The following is a 16,624-nucleotide window of genomic DNA, read 5'->3' as shown; positions in this document are numbered from 1 at the left end:
AGCACCAAAAGTCAGAGATCCTACTAAATGCCGGAATTAGTGCCACCGATGGTGTCCTTACACTTCCGTCGACAGACTCCCTCGACGGCCGACAGGCCGATGCGCGCAGCGCGAGCCCGCCCAGGAAGAAGGTAGCGAGGTGCCGAAGCCGCTCGGCCTGTTCACCCACCGGCTCCTGGCCGCCCGCCGTGAGCGGTCGGCGGAGCGAGCGCTGCGACAGCGGCTGCGTCGGCAGCTTCGCGATCTGGACGTCCAACCCCCGTTGAGCGTCGCGGCCCTGTGCCGGGCGGTGGAGCGACAGCGGCAGCGCCCGCTCGTCCTGCGCCCCCATCCGCTGCCCGTCCCGGGCCCGCTGGGGCTGTGGGTGTACACCCCCCGCGCCGACCTCGTGCTCTACCAGCAGCACACGTCACCGATGCACCAGGACCACATCATCCTGCACGAAGTGATGGGCCACATCTGCGGCAACCACACGACCGGTACGGGCGGCGACCGGTGGGACGCGTGGACGCGCACGGTGCCCGGACTCGGCCCCGAAGCGGTGCGGCGGGTCATGGGACGCTGCGCCTACGACGACGGGCAGGAGTGCGAGGCGGAGCTGGCGGCGACGATCGTCATGGAGTGGGCACTCGTCCTCGACGGTGTCGCCCCCGCCCCGGTCGCCGATCCCGAGCTGCGCAGAATCCATTCCGCGCTGGGCGACAGCCGCGGGTGGCTGTAGATGTACTACGGGATCTTCTGCCTCGCCCTGGCGATCGCCACGGCGTGGAAGCTCTACCAGGTCTCCCGGGCGCCGAGGAGCCTTCCGCTGCGCTGGCTGACCCTGTGCCTCGCGTGCGCCGCGGTGCCCTATCTGCTGATCAGCGACAGCGGCAGGGCGGGGGTCGACGGTGCGCTCGGCGACGGCGCGGCGAAGCTCCTGGCGGACGTCCTGTTCCTGGGGATGAGCTACTGCCTCATGGTCTTCTATCTGTACTCCGCCGACGAGGGCCCGGCGACCCGGCGCAGGGTCCGCCTGGAGGGTCTGGGGCTGCTCGGCTTCGTGGCCGTCATCACGATCGCGGCGGCGACGGCGCCCCGGGACAGCGCGCTGCGCAGCTCCTTCGAGGGCGCCGACATGACGATCCCCCAAGTCGCCGCCTTCTACCTCGGCCTGGGCGTGTACCTCATGTACGCGTACATCGTGTCGTGCCGCCGGACCCATCGCTACGCGCGGATGTCCAGCGGTCACGAAGCAGTCGGGCTCTGGCTCGCCACCGTCGGCCTCCTGGGCCACATCGGCGCCACCGCTGTCCGCTCGGGCTTCGCCGTCGTCCGCACCCAGGGCGTCGCCGTGGCGGACTGGCTGACCCTTTCGTCGGGCGTGCTCCTCGTGGTCTCCACGCCGGTCTTCGTCCTCGGTGTCACCTGGCCAGGGGCGCACAGCCGCCTCACGGCGTGGCGCGTCCGGCGCCATCACCGCCGCGTGCACCGCCAGTTGGAACCTCTCTGGCTGCTGCTGTCCACCACATACCCGGACACCGTGTTCCCGGCCCCGGCCAGGGGCCGCCGGGCCCACCGCGCGTACACACGCCGGGTCGTGGAGTGCCGCGACGGCCTGGTCCGCATCAGCCCTCACCTGCGGCGCGAGATTCCCGCGGAGCCGGCTCTGGAATCCCTGGCGCCCGAGGACCTCGCCGAACGCCTGCGGCGCGCGGCGAACGACGTGCGCGGCGGACACGCCGGACCACCGTCCGGGACTCCGCTCCGCCTGCCGCACGTCGGTGACCGCGAGGCCGACGTGCAGCAACTCGTCACCTTGTCGCGCGCGTTGCGCGCACTGCCGGGCTGAACGGCACGGCAGCCGTGACGGCGCCGGATCGCCGCCGGACTAGCGGTCCGCGGACGCACCCCCGCCCGGTTCCCACTCCTCGTGGAAGTTGTCCACGAAGTCGTTCACGACCGCCAGCACATCCGCCGACAGCCCCTCGTCACCCAGGCCGCGCGCCGCGATGTGGCCGATGCGTCCGGCACGCGCCAGCTTGAGGGTGCGCAGTCCCTCCACGAGCTGCCGGACCATCAGGTCGTTCGGCTGGAAGAAGAACTCCGACACGCCGAACACCTGGGACAGGCCCTGCCGGATGACGGGTGAGGTCTCGGTCAGCCTGCCGGTGCGCAGCCCCTCCATCCCCTCCGCGGAGATCACCTCGGCGCCGGCGGCCTCGTTGACGCCCCGAGCCATCTCCGCGTCCGACGGGGGCTGCCGGTCCGGGTACGTGTGCGCAAGGAGGTACGCGATCTTCTCGGCGAGCGTTGTCGGGATCGGAGCCTCACCGCCGCCGAAGGATCGATCCTCCGCGGCCCTCAGGGCGTCCCCGCTCACTCCATAGGAAGCGGCAAGAGCGACGGCCAGGTCGGGGGCGAGGCGCCGAATGCCGCGCTCGGCCTCACCCACGGCGTCCTTGCCGCCGACCAGCTTCTCGATCTCGTACTGCGCGTACCCGGCATCGCACCGCAGATCGGCGAGGTCGGGGGCGCCGTGCCGGGGGAAGAGGAGGTTGATGTCCCGCCCCAGGGCCTTGGCGATGGCGGGAAGGCGCTCGCTGTCGGGCCCTCGGCCGCTCTCCCAGGTCGCGATCGCGGAGCGGGACACTCCCAGCACCTCGGCGAGGTCGGCCTGTTTGCGGTACCCGGCTTCCAGCCGCGCCGATCGCAGGCGCGGGCCATCGAAATGGCGTGCGGGCATGGGGACTCCAGTGCGGCTGGCTGTACACGACCAGGGAATCGTAGCCACTTGAACCCCAGGCCAAGTTGACCTAGTGTCAATTTCGCCCGGAAACCCGGATCAACAGCGTGACCGCACAGGATGGGACCCAGAACCATGACCTCACACGACTTCGGCCGCGCCCTGGCTCAGCGGGACTCCTCAGACCTCTCCTGGTCACTCGTCTGACAGCTCGGCCACCCGCACCCAGGACCAGCCCACCACCTCACGGCTTCCGCCCCACCCCCACATACACCGGCAGGTCCTCGTCGCGAATTCTCATCGCCCGGTCCGGCCGCCACTTCGGGCCGACGACGACGCCCGGCTCGCACAGGTCGAGCCCGGCGAAGAACGCGGAGACCTCGGTGCGTGACCGTGCCCGTACCGGGGTGCCGCCGCTGCGGTAGATCTCGTCGATGCGTTCCCAGATGCCGGGGTTGAACTCGTGGGTGACGTGCGACAGCAGGAGGTGACTGCCGGGGGCCAGGGGCTCCAGGAGGGTGTCGACGATGCGCCGGGGGTGCTGTTCGTCGGTCACGTAGTGGAGGAGCGCGATCAGGGACAAGGCGACGGGGCGGTCGAAGTCGAGGTGGGTGCGGGCGTACGTGATGATCGACTCGGGGTCTCTGAGGTCGGCCTGGACGTAGGCGGTGCGGCCCTCGGGTCTGCCGCGCAGGAGCGCTTCGGCGTGGCGCAGGACGATGGGGTCGTTGTCGGTGTAGACGACGCGGGCGTCGGGGGCGACCTCCTGTGCTATCTGGTGGAGATTCGGTTCCGTGGGGATTCCGGTGCCGACGTCCAGGAACTGCCGCACTCCCTCATCGGCGGCATAGCGCACGGCCCGGTGCATGAACTCGCGGTTGGCCCACGCCGTCTCCTTGGCGCCGGGCATCAGCTGGACCACTTCCTCGGCGGCCGCCCAGTCGGCGGGGTAGTTGTCCTTCCCGCCGAGGAACCAGTCGTACATACGAGCCGGATGCGGAACGCTCGTGTCGATGCCGTCCGCGTCGAACGCGCTCTCTGTCACGTCGGTCCTCCCCCGCCGCAAGGCGGCGCGCCGTCTTCGGTTCGGTCGAGTTGCCTGAATTCGGAGTACGCAGTTGCACAGGCTTGAGCATGCTCCCACTTGGATCACGGCATCGACAGGCCATCAGTTGTGTTTGCATTGCGGAAAGTTGAAAGGTGTCCTGAAGGCGCCCGCTACGATCTCGATCACATGGGCCCAGGACCGGGGCCCGACAGGCAAGTGGGGAACTTCCTATGGTGAGAAATGGGTTCGCTCGTTCGGCGACCGTGGCTGTGACCGGCGTGGTGCTCGCGGCGGTGGGCGCGACCACCGCCGTGGCCCAGCCGGCCGGGGACAAGGCCGCGACCGGCGGCAACGCGGCGGCGGCCGATCCCGCGGCCGTCCGCGCCGCCCTTGAGCGCACCGTCGCCGCGGGCGCGCCGGGCGCGTTCGCGGAGATCCGCGACCACGTCGGCCCCAAGCAGAGCCTCGCCGTCGGCAAGGCCGACCTCGACGGCACGCCGATGAACGCCAACTGGCGTTTCCGCGTCGGCAGCAACACCAAGATGTTCACGTCCGTGCTCGTGCTGCGCCTGGCCGAGCAGGGCCGCATCGACCTGGACAAGCCGCTGCGCGACTACCTCCCCGCGGGCACCCTGCCTGCGGGCTGGGACATGACCGGACGCCAGGTCATGCAGCACCGCTCCGGGATCTTCGACCACACCAACGACCTGCTCGAGCAGCAGGGCGAGGAGACCACCAAGGCGTTCGAGGAGCGCATCCGCAACACCGTCTACAAGCCCGCCGACATGGTGGCGATGTCGGTGAAGCACGGCCAGCAGTTCAGGCCGGGCAGCAAGTACGCGTACTCGAACACCAACTACGTCCTGCTCGGCATGGCGATCGAGCACCTCACCGGCGGCTCGTACGCCAAGGCCCTGCGCAAGCAGATCATCGAGCCGCTGAAGCTCAAGAAGACCTCGTACGTGGTCCCCTCCAAGACCATCACCGGCAAGCACGTCACCGGCTACCTCACCAACGACGACCGCACCAAGCCGCTCCTCGACTCCACCGAGCAGAACGGCTCCTGGGTGGGCAGCGCGGGCGCCGTCATCTCCTCCGCCGCCGACCTGGACCGGTTCCTCACCAAGCTGCTCAAGGGCCGCTCCGGCGGGCTGCTCTCCGACGCCTCGGTGAAGGAGATGACGACCACCCTGCCCACGCCCACGGCCAAGGTCTCCTACGGTCTCGGGCTGCGCGCGATCGAGCTGTCCTGCGGCACGGTGTACGGCCACGGCGGCATCGTGCAGGGCTTCCAGACGCAGTCCTTCGCCACCCGCGACGGCAAGAAGACCGTCGTCGTCTTCGGCAACGCGTCCAACAACACCTCGGTGACGCAGGGCCTGACCAACACCCTCGAACCCGCCTTCTGCAGCACCGAGCCCCCGGCCGCGGCCAAGTCGAAGCGCTCGGCCGACCGGAGCGCCTCGACCGCTCCCACCGCCCCGGCCGTCCCGGTGGTCGACGACACCCGTCTGTAGGACACGGCCGCCTCCGCAGGTGACGCCTCGGACCGCACCGTCCGGGGCGTCACCGAAGCCCCCTCGCGCCGTTGACACTGTGCGGCCGTACGCATACGTACAGAAGCGGAAGTACGTATCCCCTGCGGCGGCCCAGAGAAGTGGTCGGGACAACAGCGAGAGAGCGGTCGGCCGGTCCGGGATACGGCGGTCGACGGGCACGGGGGCGTCATGGGATTCGGCTTCGGGCAGCGGCGCGGCGGGCAACTGCCGGTCGAGCGGACCAGTTTCGTCGGGCGCGCGGCGGAGATCGCGCGGGTGCGGGCGGCGTTCGCGCAGGCTCCGCTGGTCACGCTGGTGGGACCGGGCGGCGTCGGCAAGAGCCGGACGGCGCTGCGCGCGGCGGAGGGGCTCGGGGACCGCTTCCCCGACGGCGTGTGGCTCGCGGAGCTGTCGGGCCTCCGGGATCCGGAGCTGGTGCCCGCGACGGTAGCCGCCGTCCTCGAACTGCCCGAACAGGTGGGGATGGAACCGCTCGACGCGGTCGTGGCGCATCTGCGCGGCAGGCGGCTGCTGATCGTCCTGGACACCTGCGAGCACCTGGTGGACGCCTGCGCGATGCTCTGCGACGTCCTGCTGCGGGAGGCCGCCGACGCGTGTGTGCTCGCCACCAGCAGGCAGCCCCTGGACGTGCCCGGTGAGCAGTGCCTGTCCCTCGCGCCGCTCGCCCCCGAGGACGCCGTGGAGCTCTTCGTGCAGCGCGCCACCGCCGTGGCACCGGGCTTCACCGCCGGTGAGGACAACCAGGCGCAGCTCAGCGCGCTCGTGGGCCGCCTCGACGGCATCCCGCTGGCCCTCGAACTCGCGGCGGTACGCCTGCGCGCCGTGCCCCTCAGCCACCTGGTGGCCCGCCTCGACCAGCGCTTCGGCGTCCTCACCGGCGGGCGGCGCACCGCTCCGGCCCGGCACCAGACGCTGCGCACGGCGATCGACTGGTCGTACGAGCTGTGCCTGCCGCGGGAGCGTGAACTGTGGGCGCGGCTCTCGGTGTTCGCGGGGTCGTTCGAGCTGGCCACCGCGGAGCAGGTGTGCGGCGGGGGTGAACCGGCGCCGGACGACGTCCTGGAGACGCTGGTCGGGCTTGTCGACAAGTCGGTGGTGCAGCACCTCGGCGCGGGCACGGGCCGCTATCGGCTCCTGGACACGCTGCGCGCGTACGGCGCCGAGCGCCTGGCCGAGGCGGACGGCGCGGCGGGCGTGCGCGAGGCACACTTCGCGTACTACCGGCGCCTCGGCCAGCGGCTGTGGGACGACCTCCTGACGGACGCGCAGGCCGAGCTGTTCCGGACGATGCGCGCCGAGGTCACCGATGTGCGGGCGGCGTTGGGGTACGCCTTCGCCACCCCGGGCCGGGCCCGGCAGGGGCTGTGGCTCGCCGCCCAGCTGGCGCCGTTCTGGCGGGCCGCGGGGACGCTGTCGGAAGGGCGGTACTGGATCGACAAGGGGCTCGACCTGGTGCCCGAGGACTGCTGGGAGCGGGCCTGGGGGCTGCTGCTCGGCGGGGTGCTCGGGGTGTGGAGCGGCGACCTGGAGGCGGCGCCGGGCCGGTTCGCCCGGGCGCGGGAGGTCGCCGGGCGGTGCGGCGAGGAGCGGGTGCTGCTGTTCGCCGAGCCGTACATCGGCGCGATGCGCGCGCTCGGCGGCGAGGTCGAGGAGGGCCTGGCCGCGCTGGAGCGGGGGCGGCTGCGGATCGTGGCGGCCGGGGACGCGCTCGGCATCGGCGTGGTGCACTACGAGGCCGCGCTGCTGCGGGCCGTGCTCGGCGACATCGACGGGGCACTCGCCCTGTGCGGGACCGGCCTCGCCCGCCTCGAAGGCACCGGCGACCGGCAGTTGTACGCCTCGACGCTCACGGTGCAGGGCATCATCCTGTGGCTCGCCGGGCGGCACGAGGACAGCGCGCCACCGCTCAGGCAGGCCCTGGACGCGGTCAGCGAGGTCGGTGACGTCCTGGTCGCCGCGCTCTGCTGCCTGGGCCTCGGCTGGCACGCGGCCGGGCAGAAGCGGTACGTCCGGGCGGCGTGGCTGCTCGGGTACGCCGAGAGCGCGCGGCGGCTGACCGGCGACCCGGTGGCCATGCTGCCGTCGCTCCTCGAAGAGCAGGAGTCGACGCAGCTCGCCGTCCGGGACGCCCTCGGCGACACCGCGTTCGAGCGCTGGCACGGCCTGGGGGCGCGGATGACGGGCACGGAGATCCTGCAGTCGGTGCGCGCCGACGTGGACGCGCCGACGTCGGCGCGGGGCGTGCCCGGCGCCCGGCGGGCGCGGGCCACGGACTCCCTCACCCCGCGCGAACGGGAGGTCGCCGAGCTGGTGGCGGGCGGCCTCTCCAACAGGGAGGTCGCCGAACGCCTGGTCATCTCCAAGCGGACCGCCGACACGCACGTCGAGCGCATCCTCACCAAGCTCGGCCTGCGTTCGCGGGCGGAGATCCCCGGCTCCCTTGCGGACTGACCGCTCCCGGGGCGGGAGGTGGCGTACGTACGTATGCTGCGGGCCGCCGCCGCGCGCATCCGGCCTGCCTTTACGTATACGGACCTCAGCGTATTGCGGATGCCGGGACGCCCGGCCGCTCGGGAGGATGAGGCCGCCGCCCGGGGGCCGGGAGCGTGGTGGGCGCCGGCAGCGCGGAGGTGTCCCACGCTGCCAGGCACGGGTGCCCGGTACCGCCTCCCCCCTCAGGCGGTGCGGGAGAGGTGCGACTGCCGGCGTCGGCGGGGCAGCCGCGCCTCCGCAAGGCGTCGCGGGCGCCCGCCGCGCCCGCGACGCCCCAGGGCCCCGGACCCCGGCCCCCGCACCACGCGGGCGCACCCGCCACCGACGCCGACCGGCCGCCGCCCAGCCTCCGCCGTCGCCCCGCCGTCGCTGTCGCCCCGCCTCCGCCGTGGCCCGGCCTGTCGCGCGCCGCCCCCTGCCTACGATCCCCCCATGGCCCTCTTCCGCGTCGAACGCGCCACTCCGCTCAGCCCGGCCGAGGCCTGGCGGCGGCTCACGGACTGGGAGCGGCACGGCCGGGTCGTGCCCCTGACCCGCGTCACCGTCTCCGGCGGCCTCCCGCGCGGCCTCGGCACCGTCTTCACGGCGCGCTCCGGGGTCGGGCCGCTGGCGTTCGACGATCCGATGGAGGTCACCGTCTGGCGACCGCCGGACGCGGCGCGGGGCGGGCTGTGCCGGCTGGTCAAGCGCGGTGCGGTGGTGACGGGTTGGGCCGAGATCGAGGTGTGGCCGCAGGGGCGCGGGGCGCGGGTGGTCTGGCGGGAGGAGCTGCGGATCCGGTGGCTGCCCCGGCTCCTGGACCCGGTGGTGGCGCGGGTGGCCGCGCGGGTCTTCGTACGGGCGGCCGGGGCGCTGCTGGCTGCGCCGTGAGGTTCCGGTTGCCGGGTTCGCTGTCGCTGCGGTGACCGGTCCGGCGGGTCGGCCGCGTCGATGACCGGTCAGCGGGTCGGCCGCTGCGGCAACCGGCCCGGCAGGTCTGTCGGCTCCGCCGCCCCGCCCCGACACTCAGTCGAGGGGCTTCTCCCACACCGACACATGCTTCGCACTCTCGCCGGTGAACGGGGTCCGCGACCACTCCTCCCACCGGTCCCGCAGCCGCAGCCCGGCAAGGCGCGCCATCAGGTCGAGCTCGGACGGCCACACGTACCGGAAGGGGACGGCCCAGTGCTCGGCGCGGCCGTCGGTGATGGTGACGTAGTTCGAGCTCATCGCCTGGGTGGCGACGTCGTAGGTGTCGAAGGCCCACTCGGTCGGGCCGATGCGGAACGGCACGGCGGTCTGGCCGGGCGGCAGGAGGCGCAGGTCGGGTACGCCGACCTCGACGACGAAGGTGCCGCCGGGCAGCAGGTGGTCGGCGGCGTTGTGGAAGCAGGCGACTTGGGCGTCCTGCGTGGTGAGGTTGTTGATCGTGTTGTAGACGAGATAGGCGACCGTGAACGCGCCGGGCACCCGGGTCGTGGCGAAGTCGCCGATGGTGACGCCTACGGCGTCGCCGCCGGGCTTGTCCCGCAGCCGGGCCGCCATCGCGCGGGACATCTCGATGCCGTGGACCGGGACGCCGCGGGCCGCGAGGGGCAGCGCGATCCTGCCGGTGCCGATGCCGAACTCCACCGCCCGCCCGTCGCCCGCCAGTTCGGCGAGCAGATCGACCGGCGGGTCCACGGCCTCGGGCCGGAACATGTCCGCCGACGACGTGTCGTAGGTGGCCGCGATGTCTTCCCCGAAGTATCCGTCCTCATCAGGCATCCCAGGACCGTAGTGCCTGGGATGCCCGGGGCGCGCGGCAATTTCCGTGCGGCGCGGCTGCGCGGTGGGACGTCCTGGACGAGGTCCGGGCGCGCGGCGCGGCGTCCCCGCCGGGGTTCAGGCGCGCAGCGCGGCGTCGAGGTCGCGGATGAACTCGCCCACGCGCCCGTCCCCGGACGGCGCGGCGGGCAGGCGGCCGAGGACCGCGCCGACCGCTGCCGGCGCGTGCCGGCGCGCCCACTCCAGGGTCTCCGCGGCGACGCGCGGGTCGTCCCCGGCGGCCAGTTCCTCCGCCCGCGCCGCGTGCGCCGCCGCACCGACGATGTGCTTCACCTGATGAGGGCTCGCCTTGGGGTGGAGGAACGCGGCCGCCGCCGCGTGGCTCGCCGACCACGCGGCGGCGGCCACGGCGGGGGACTCGGCCTCCTTCGCCGCCTTGTACGCGGCCCACGCGCTCTGCCGCAGCGCGGTCGTGCGCCGCTCACCCGCGGCGAAGGCGGCGGCCCCGTCGATGGCTTCGCGGGGGCGGGTGTCGGCGGGGAGTTCCTGCTCGAAGACCGCGAGGACCCGGCGGGCGCAGTCGGCCGCGTAGCCCGTGATCTCGCGCAGTTCGTCGTCGCTCAGCTCGATTTGCTCTGTCTCGGTGGGCACGGGCCCATCCTGCCGCAAGCCGCGCCGGCCCCCGCCGCAGGGTGCCCCGTCAGCTCTCGCCGACGGTGAAGTGCCGCTCCTCGCGCGGGTTCTCCAGCTCGTCGAGGACCGCCACGGCGAGGTCCTCGGCCGAGATCCGGGACCCGCCCTCGGCGTCGGTGAGGAGGGTGGTGGTGCCGCGCCGGTACGTACCGTTGCGGTGCCCGGGTTCGAGGACGGCGGGCGGGCTGAGGTAGATCCAGTCGGCGGCCGGGTGTGCGCGGCAGACGTCCAGTTGCGCGGCGCTCGCGGCGGCGATGCCGCGCCACTCCTGCGGCACGTACCGCGGGGTGTCGAGGACGAGGCGGTCGGGGTGGCCCGGTGCCCGCAGGGGTGCGGAGCCGCCGACGACGAGGATGCGGGTGCGGGCCGTGGCGGCCGCGTCCAGGAGTGCCGTGGTGGTCGGCACCGCCGTGTGTTCGTGCCCGGGGGCGGGGCGGGTCGCGGCCACGACCGCGTCGACGCCGCCGAAGAGGGCGCTCATGTGGTCGAGGTCCTCGGCGTTGCTCTCGACGGCGGTCACGCCGGGCGGCAGGGCGCCCGACGGCGGTCTGCGGTACACGGCTATGAGGTCATGGCCTCGGCTCGCGGCTTCGGTGATGACGCGGGAGCCGACCATGCCTGCGGCTCCGACTACGGCGATCTTCATCGGGGTGTCCCTTTCGATACGGGTACGGAAGCGGGGGCGGGAGTTGAGTGGGGAGTTGAGTGGGGAGTTGAGTGGCGAGTGGAACCGGGCGCGGGTGCGGGGGTGCCGGTGGATGCCGCACCGGGCGCGGCCGCGGCCCCACGTACCCGCCGCGACGGCGGCAGCTGCCCCGCGACGATCGCCGCGAGCGAGAGCCCGAAGCCCACGAGTTGGACCGGCCCCAGCGTCTGCCCGAGCACGGCGGCGCCGAGCACCGCGGCCACCAGCGGCGACAGCAGGCCGAGCACCGCCACGGACGTGACGGGCAGCGTCGTGATGCCGCGGAACCACAGGACGAAGGTGAGCAGGCCGCCGACCAGACCCAGCCAGAGGTAGCCGAGCACGGCGCGCAGGTCGACCGCGGGCGGCGCCCCCTCGGCGAGGAAGGTGAGGGGCAGCAGGAACAGTCCGCCGGCGGCGAGTTGCCAGCCCGCGAACGCGGTGGGGCCGACCCCGGCGGGCCGCCCCCAGCGCTTGGTGAGGGTCACGCCGAGCGCCATGGTGGCCGCTCCGCCGAGGCCCGCCACCACGCCGACGGCGTCGAACCCTGCGTTCGGCCGGATGACGACCAGGCCGACGCCCGCGGCGCCGACGACGCCCCAGAGGAAGCGCCGGGCGGAGGGGCTCTCGTGCAGGACCGTCACGGCCAGGACGGCGACCATGAGGGGGGACGCCGCGGCCAGGGTGGCGGCGACGCCTCCCGGCAAGCGTTCGGCGGCGACGAAAAGGAGCGGGAAGAACAGACCGATGTTCAGGACGCCGAGCACCGCGGCCTTCCCCCACCACGCCCCGCGCGGCAGCGTCCGGGTCACCGCGAGGGCGACGAGCCCGGCGGGCAGCGCGCGCAGCAGCCCCGCGAACAACGGGTGCCCCTGCGGCAGGAGTTCGGTCGTCACGACGTAGGTGGTGCCCCACACGGCGGGAGCGAGCGCCGTCAGGGCGATGCGGGGCAGATCCCCTCGGAGAGCACCCGCGCCGGTTCCACCGGAACCCCTCGGTGCTGCAGGACTTGTCATACCCATAGCCTCGCCCGGCGCGATCAATGAGTCCAACACATGTTTGTCAGCTCATCGATCTCGATACAAGATGGATCGCATGGAGCTCCAGCAGATGCGGTACGTCGTCGCCGTCGCCGAGACGAACAGCTTCACCCGGGCCGCCGAGCGGTGCCTGGTCGTCCAGTCCGCCCTCAGCCACCAGATCGCGCGCCTGGAGAAGGAGTTGGGCGCGCGGCTCTTCGAGCGCACGAGCCGCCGGGTGCGGCTGACCCCGGCCGGTGCGGCGTTCCTGCCGGCCGCCCGGCAGTGCCTGGACGCGGCGGAGCGGGCCGCGGCCGAGGTCGCGGCGGCGGTGGGGGAGGTACGCGGACGGCTCGCCGTGGGCCTGATCCCGACCGTCGCCGCGGTCGATGTCCCGGGCGCGCTGCGGGACTTCCGCCGCCAGTACCCGCAGGTGCGGATCAGTCTGCGCGTGGGCGCGAGCGACGACCTCATCGAGCAGGTCAGGGAGGGCGCCCTCGATGTGGCCTTCCTCGGGCTGCCGACGACGGCGCGGCCCCAGGGCGTCGCGGCCCACGAACTCGCCCGCGACCGGCTCGTCGCTGTGGTCGCCCCCGACCACCCCCTCGCCGGTCAGGCGTCGGTCAGCCTGCGCAGGCTCGCGACCGAGGTGTTCGTGGACCTCCCGGCGGGCACGGCCGGGCGCCTCCAGTCCGACCAGGCCTTCTCGGCCGCCGGTCTCAGCCGGGACGTCGCCTTCGAGGTGACGGCCGCCGACTACATGACCCGCCTCGTCGCCCCCGGCCTCGGCATCGCCATGCTCCCCTCCGCCTACGCGCCCCAGCTCACCGGCGTCACGACCGTCGAGGTCGCCGACGCTCCGGCCCGCGTCGAGTACGTCATCTGGAGCCGCCACGGCCGCACACCGGCGGCGGCCGCCTTCCTCGCCGTCCTCGACATCCCGACCGGGGTCGCACCCACCGCGTGACGCCCGTACCGCGGACGTCAGTCACTGCCGCCCGAGCCACCGCCGCAGCCGAACCCGCCGCTCGAACCGCCACTCGAACCGCCGCTCGCCCCACCGACCGAGCCACCGCCCGCACCGCAGCCGTCGCCCTCACCGCCGCCCGGATCCGTGTCTCGGTCGACGGCGTTGCCGAGGCGGATCATGGCGCGGCCGAGCCCCGAGGGAGCCGGGGCCGCGCTGAGGACGCCCTGCCGCACCGGCCCGTCGGGCAGGACCGCGGCGCCGGCGAAGACGTGAGCGGGACAGCTCCCGTCCCGCTCGGCCGCCGCGAGCAGCCGTCGGCCCGCGCGGGTCGGGCGGCCGCGCGCTCCGGCCACGAGCCCCTCGTCGGCGAGGCGCAGGACGAGGGCGTCGACCTCCGGTGAGCGCGTCAGGATGGCCCGCAGCCGGGTGAGGCCCCTGCTGCCTTCGGGCGGGCACGCCGCGAGCAGGGCCCGCTCGACCGGGTGCGCGGGCGGCGGCGCGCCCTGGCGGCCGCGTTCGGCCGCGCCCACCGCCCGTACCCGCGACGCCCGCACCACCACGAGCCCGCGCTCCGCCAGCGCGATCACCGCGCTGTCCACCACGCGCGGCACCCCACCGGCCAGACAGGCCACGTCGTAGACGTCCAGAGCCGGGGACTCCCCCGCCGCCGTGGACCGTCGGAACCGCATCCGCATGCCAACCACCCCCTGGAGCACCGCGCTTGACGGCAGTGTCGCCGTGCCGCGCAGCCCGCAATCCCCGGACCCCGCGCTTCAGAGGAACACTTGAGCTTCCCGCGCGGGCGGCCGGGCCGGGCCGCGCACCACCGGGCAAACCCGTCCCGAAAGCCTGTTGACTCCCCGGGCGGCCCAGGCGGAAAGTACCGCTGACCGGCTTGTCATGTTCTTGTCCACACCCTTCCGACAAGAGGTGAGCCTTGTTCCTCCGCCGCACACCCATACGACGCGCAAGAACGACGCACCCCCGAGCCCGCCGCGCAGGCCTCCTCGCCGCGCTCCTGGCCCTCGTCCTCCCCCCGCTGGCCGCCGTGCCCGCCCAGGCGAACCCCGAGCCGTCCGGCAGCCGCCCGCTCGTCCGGCCGATCGACCCGCAGCGCTGGCAGAACCCCGACGACATGACGTGGGCCGACTACCGGTCCGTCCCCGGCACCGACTGGGCGAACCCCGATCTGGAGCCGACGAAGCGGACCTTCAAGGGCGCCCTGGTCCTTCTCGACTACCCCGACGAGGAGTTCACGGTCAGCAAACCGGCGGGATCAAGCCTGTTCGGCAATCCGCAGCCCAGCGCATCGAACGTGCCGCGCAGTGAGGTTCCCTCCTTCTACCGGGACTTCCTCAACAAGCCGGGCAAGCTCAACCGCGGCCACACCATCAACGAGTACTGGATGGAGGACTCCGGCGGCCGCATCGGCGTCGACCTGACGTCCTTCGGCGTCTACCGCATGCCGCACAAGTCGTTCCAGTACGGCATCGAGCCCCAGATGAACCCGGGCGCCTGCCCGACCGGCTTCAGCTGCGGCAAGGACATCCGCGCCGACGGCAAGGCGGCGTGGGTCGCCGACGCGGGCGAGGCCGAGACCGCGAAGTACGACTTCATCTTCTACCTCACCGCCGGGCAGGACGAGTCGTCCGTCTGGCAGGAGTTCGGGCAGATGAAGTTCGCGTCCCCGCAGGACGTGCCGGCGAAGTGGGGGCCGCCCGCGCCCATCAGCACCGGGGGCAACGCCGCCAACACCCGCTATGTGCCCTGGACCTCGTGGGCGGCGGCCGCCCGGATCTGGCCGAACGCCTCCGGCGGCTCGTCCACCCAGGCCGAGAGCTCCGGCATGGCCGTGTACGCCCATGAGCTGAGCCACATCCTCGGCATCGCCGACAACTACAACAACCCCTACGGCACTCCGCTGCGCCGCGCCTACACCGGCATCTGGAGCATGCTCTCGCGCGGCTCCTTCAACGGCCCCGGCGGCCCGCACACCCGCTGGCAGATCCCGGCCGCCAACGGCGCGTCCATGGGCTCCCAGCACATCCTGCGCGACAAGCTGAAGCTCGGCATCGTCGACGAGAAGAACGTGCTGCGCCTGGACCGCGACGCGCTCAAGGACTCCGGCACGGTCGTCGCCCGCGTCACCGCGCGCTCCGCGCCGCCCGGTGACAAGGGGCTCAGCGGAGTCAACATCGCCATGAACCGCGATCTGTCCCCGGCGTGCGACCCCGCCACCGACCCGCTGTGCGACGGCGGCGGCTACAACAACTACACCGTCGAGGTCGTCGACCGCATGGGCATGGACTCCTTCACGCCCGACAACGGCGTCCTGCTGAGCAAGACCAAGAACCAGGACCGCGCCCCGTTCGCCTGGGTCGTCGACTCCCACCCCGAAGACATCGACATGGTCGACTTCAAGCGCCCCGACGGCACCCCGCAGAAGATCACCATGGGCGACTACCGGCAGCTCAGCGACGCGCTCCTGCACGCCGGGGCCGACTCAGGGAGCGAGTACGAGTACGTCGACCGCGCCAACCGCCTGCACTTCTACGTCCTTGACCTGCACCGCACCCGCGCCGGTGTGCTCTCCTACACCGTCGCCGTGAAGTCCCTGGACGGCGCGGGCCCGCAGCGCCGCGGCGCCGACCTGAGCCGCGGCCACGCCAAGGGCGACCCCGACCGCCGGGCCGTGTGCAGCTTCGACCTGGACAACACGGGGCGGGCGAAGGCCCCGCAGTCCGGGCACCCCGAGAACCCCGCGAGCATGGACAAGTACCTGGACTCCGACGTCTACCGGCTCACCGCCACGTCCTCCGCCCGCGGCTGGTCGGCCTGGCTGCCCAACCGCCTCACCACCGCGAAGGCGGGCGGCTCCGTCGAGGTCGACGTCGCCGTCAAGGCGAGGCCGGGCGCCGAGCGGCACAACCGCGTCACGCTCACCGCCCGGTCGGAGAGCGACCCGCGCGAGACCGCGACGGCCGTCTGCAAGCTCAGGAAGTAGCGGCGGGGGCGGTCGGCCACAGCGGCGTGGCCGGCCGCCCCTGGCGTGCGCGTGGCCGTCGTCACCCCTCACAACCGGCTCCCTCGCCGCCCGTTCCTCCTAGGCTTACGCCTGGAAAGGTGGGAATGATGGACATACCAAACGTCGTCGGGGACTGGCAGGAGTATCAGTCGGAGGAGTGGGCCGGGCTGCGCGTCCGCGTGCACCACCTCCGCAGGGCCACACCGCAGCGCGGGCGCGACGAGGACGCCAAGGGCCTGACGTATGTCGCGTTCGACGTCACCCTCGACAACCGCGGCTCCACCTACTTCACCATCGACCTGCACGATCACCCGCGCCACTACGACGTCCGCGTCGGCAGGGACGGACACGGCGCGTTCGTCGACGAGTTCGGCGGGGCCGTGATCCGTGACTTCAACCTGTATCCGCAGCGACGCGTCACGGCCACGCTCTACGCCGCGGCGCCCGCCTCCAAGCTCAAGCAACTCGACATCCAGATCAGTCCGGCGGTCGACGACGAGCCCGCGTTCGGCTACGTGTGGTCCGGCGGTCTCGGCGTCCACGAGGGCTCCACGCGCACCGGCGGCCGCGCCTCGTCCGCCAAGACCGGCGTGGCCAGCGAAGTGGAGCGGTTCCTCCAGGACAGCTCGGGCGACTGAGCCGGAGCCGGAACGCGGCCGGG

Annotated in this window: 15 protein-coding genes; 8 read left to right on the top strand and 7 right to left on the bottom strand. The window is 73.0% G+C overall.

From position 1 onward, the window contains the following. Positions 1-139: 139 nt before the first annotated feature. Positions 140-721: a hypothetical protein gene (locus AB6L24_RS17530; RefSeq protein WP_405656281.1), complete on the top strand. Its 582-nt coding sequence runs from the start codon at positions 140-142 to the stop codon at positions 719-721. Next, positions 722-1,831 (top strand): MAB_1171c family putative transporter, encoded by a 1,110-nt coding sequence (locus AB6L24_RS17525; protein WP_405656279.1) that lies wholly within the window; start codon positions 722-724, stop codon positions 1,829-1,831. A 39-nt stretch (positions 1,832-1,870) separates the two neighbouring features. Here the strand turns inward: AB6L24_RS17525 and AB6L24_RS17520 are convergent, their stop codons facing one another. Both AB6L24_RS17520 and AB6L24_RS17515 read right to left on the bottom strand, forming a co-directional pair. Then, a complete protein-coding gene (locus AB6L24_RS17520; RefSeq protein ID WP_405656278.1) occupies positions 1,871-2,725 on the bottom strand; it encodes a helix-turn-helix domain-containing protein in 855 nt (284 codons plus the stop codon). A gap of 244 nt (positions 2,726-2,969) precedes the next feature. After that, the gene (locus tag AB6L24_RS17515; RefSeq protein WP_405656277.1) at positions 2,970-3,770 is read right to left on the bottom strand and encodes an SAM-dependent methyltransferase; all 801 of its coding nucleotides are present in this window, start codon (positions 3,768-3,770) and stop codon (positions 2,970-2,972) included. Between the two features lie 266 nt (positions 3,771-4,036). On the opposite strand from AB6L24_RS17515, the gene AB6L24_RS17510 reads away from it, so the two are divergent. The 3 genes from AB6L24_RS17510 (at position 4,037) to AB6L24_RS17500 (ending at position 8,695) form a co-directional block, all read left to right on the top strand. Next, positions 4,037-5,290, top strand: a complete 1,254-nt coding sequence (locus tag AB6L24_RS17510; protein ID WP_405656276.1) for a serine hydrolase domain-containing protein — start codon at positions 4,037-4,039, stop codon at positions 5,288-5,290. A gap of 210 nt (positions 5,291-5,500) precedes the next feature. Beyond that, positions 5,501-7,783, top strand: a complete 2,283-nt coding sequence (locus AB6L24_RS17505) for a LuxR C-terminal-related transcriptional regulator (RefSeq protein WP_405656274.1) — start codon at positions 5,501-5,503, stop codon at positions 7,781-7,783. A gap of 474 nt (positions 7,784-8,257) precedes the next feature. Then, positions 8,258-8,695 carry an SRPBCC family protein gene (locus AB6L24_RS17500; RefSeq protein ID WP_405656273.1) on the top strand — a complete coding sequence of 146 codons (438 nt, stop codon included), beginning with the start codon at positions 8,258-8,260 and terminating at the stop codon, positions 8,693-8,695. A 135-nt stretch (positions 8,696-8,830) separates the two neighbouring features. On the opposite strand, the gene AB6L24_RS17495 is transcribed toward AB6L24_RS17500, so the two are convergent. From AB6L24_RS17495 to AB6L24_RS17480, 4 genes are all read right to left on the bottom strand, one after another. Then, the gene (locus AB6L24_RS17495; protein WP_405656272.1) at positions 8,831-9,571 is read right to left on the bottom strand and encodes a class I SAM-dependent DNA methyltransferase; all 741 of its coding nucleotides are present in this window, start codon (positions 9,569-9,571) and stop codon (positions 8,831-8,833) included. 117 nt (positions 9,572-9,688) lie between these two features. Continuing rightward, positions 9,689-10,222 carry a putative immunity protein gene (locus AB6L24_RS17490; RefSeq protein ID WP_405656270.1) on the bottom strand — a complete coding sequence of 178 codons (534 nt, stop codon included), beginning with the start codon at positions 10,220-10,222 and terminating at the stop codon, positions 9,689-9,691. A gap of 49 nt (positions 10,223-10,271) precedes the next feature. Then, positions 10,272-10,910, bottom strand: a complete 639-nt coding sequence (locus AB6L24_RS17485) for an NAD(P)-dependent oxidoreductase (RefSeq protein WP_405656268.1) — start codon at positions 10,908-10,910, stop codon at positions 10,272-10,274. After that, a complete protein-coding gene (locus tag AB6L24_RS17480) occupies positions 10,907-11,965 on the bottom strand; it encodes an EamA family transporter (protein ID WP_405656267.1) in 1,059 nt (352 codons plus the stop codon). Before AB6L24_RS17480 ends, AB6L24_RS17485 begins: the two co-directional genes overlap by 4 nt. 79 nt (positions 11,966-12,044) lie before the next feature. On the opposite strand from AB6L24_RS17480, the gene AB6L24_RS17475 reads away from it, so the two are divergent. Further along, on the top strand, positions 12,045-12,935 hold the full coding sequence (locus AB6L24_RS17475; RefSeq protein ID WP_405656266.1) for a LysR family transcriptional regulator: 891 nt from the start codon (positions 12,045-12,047) through the stop codon (positions 12,933-12,935). A 17-nt stretch (positions 12,936-12,952) separates the two neighbouring features. On the opposite strand, the gene AB6L24_RS17470 is transcribed toward AB6L24_RS17475, so the two are convergent. Then, complete coding sequence (locus tag AB6L24_RS17470; protein ID WP_405656265.1) at positions 12,953-13,633, bottom strand: TIGR04222 domain-containing membrane protein; 681 nt, start codon at positions 13,631-13,633, stop codon at positions 12,953-12,955. A gap of 353 nt (positions 13,634-13,986) precedes the next feature. On the opposite strand from AB6L24_RS17470, the gene AB6L24_RS17465 reads away from it, so the two are divergent. Then, the gene (locus AB6L24_RS17465) at positions 13,987-15,942 is read left to right on the top strand and encodes a M6 family metalloprotease domain-containing protein (RefSeq protein WP_405656263.1); all 1,956 of its coding nucleotides are present in this window, start codon (positions 13,987-13,989) and stop codon (positions 15,940-15,942) included. Positions 15,943-16,070: 128 nt separating this feature from the next. Continuing rightward, positions 16,071-16,601 (top strand): hypothetical protein, encoded by a 531-nt coding sequence (locus AB6L24_RS17460; RefSeq protein WP_380859413.1) that lies wholly within the window; start codon positions 16,071-16,073, stop codon positions 16,599-16,601. Positions 16,602-16,624: the final 23 nt, after the last annotated feature.

The organism is Streptomyces sp. RK9 (genome assembly GCF_045070545.1).
GTDB classification, from domain to species: Bacteria; Actinomycetota; Actinomycetes; order Streptomycetales; family Streptomycetaceae; genus Streptomyces; species Streptomyces alboflavus.
The sequence above is the reverse complement of the archived record's forward strand: the minus strand, read 5'-3'. Positions and strand labels throughout refer to the sequence as shown.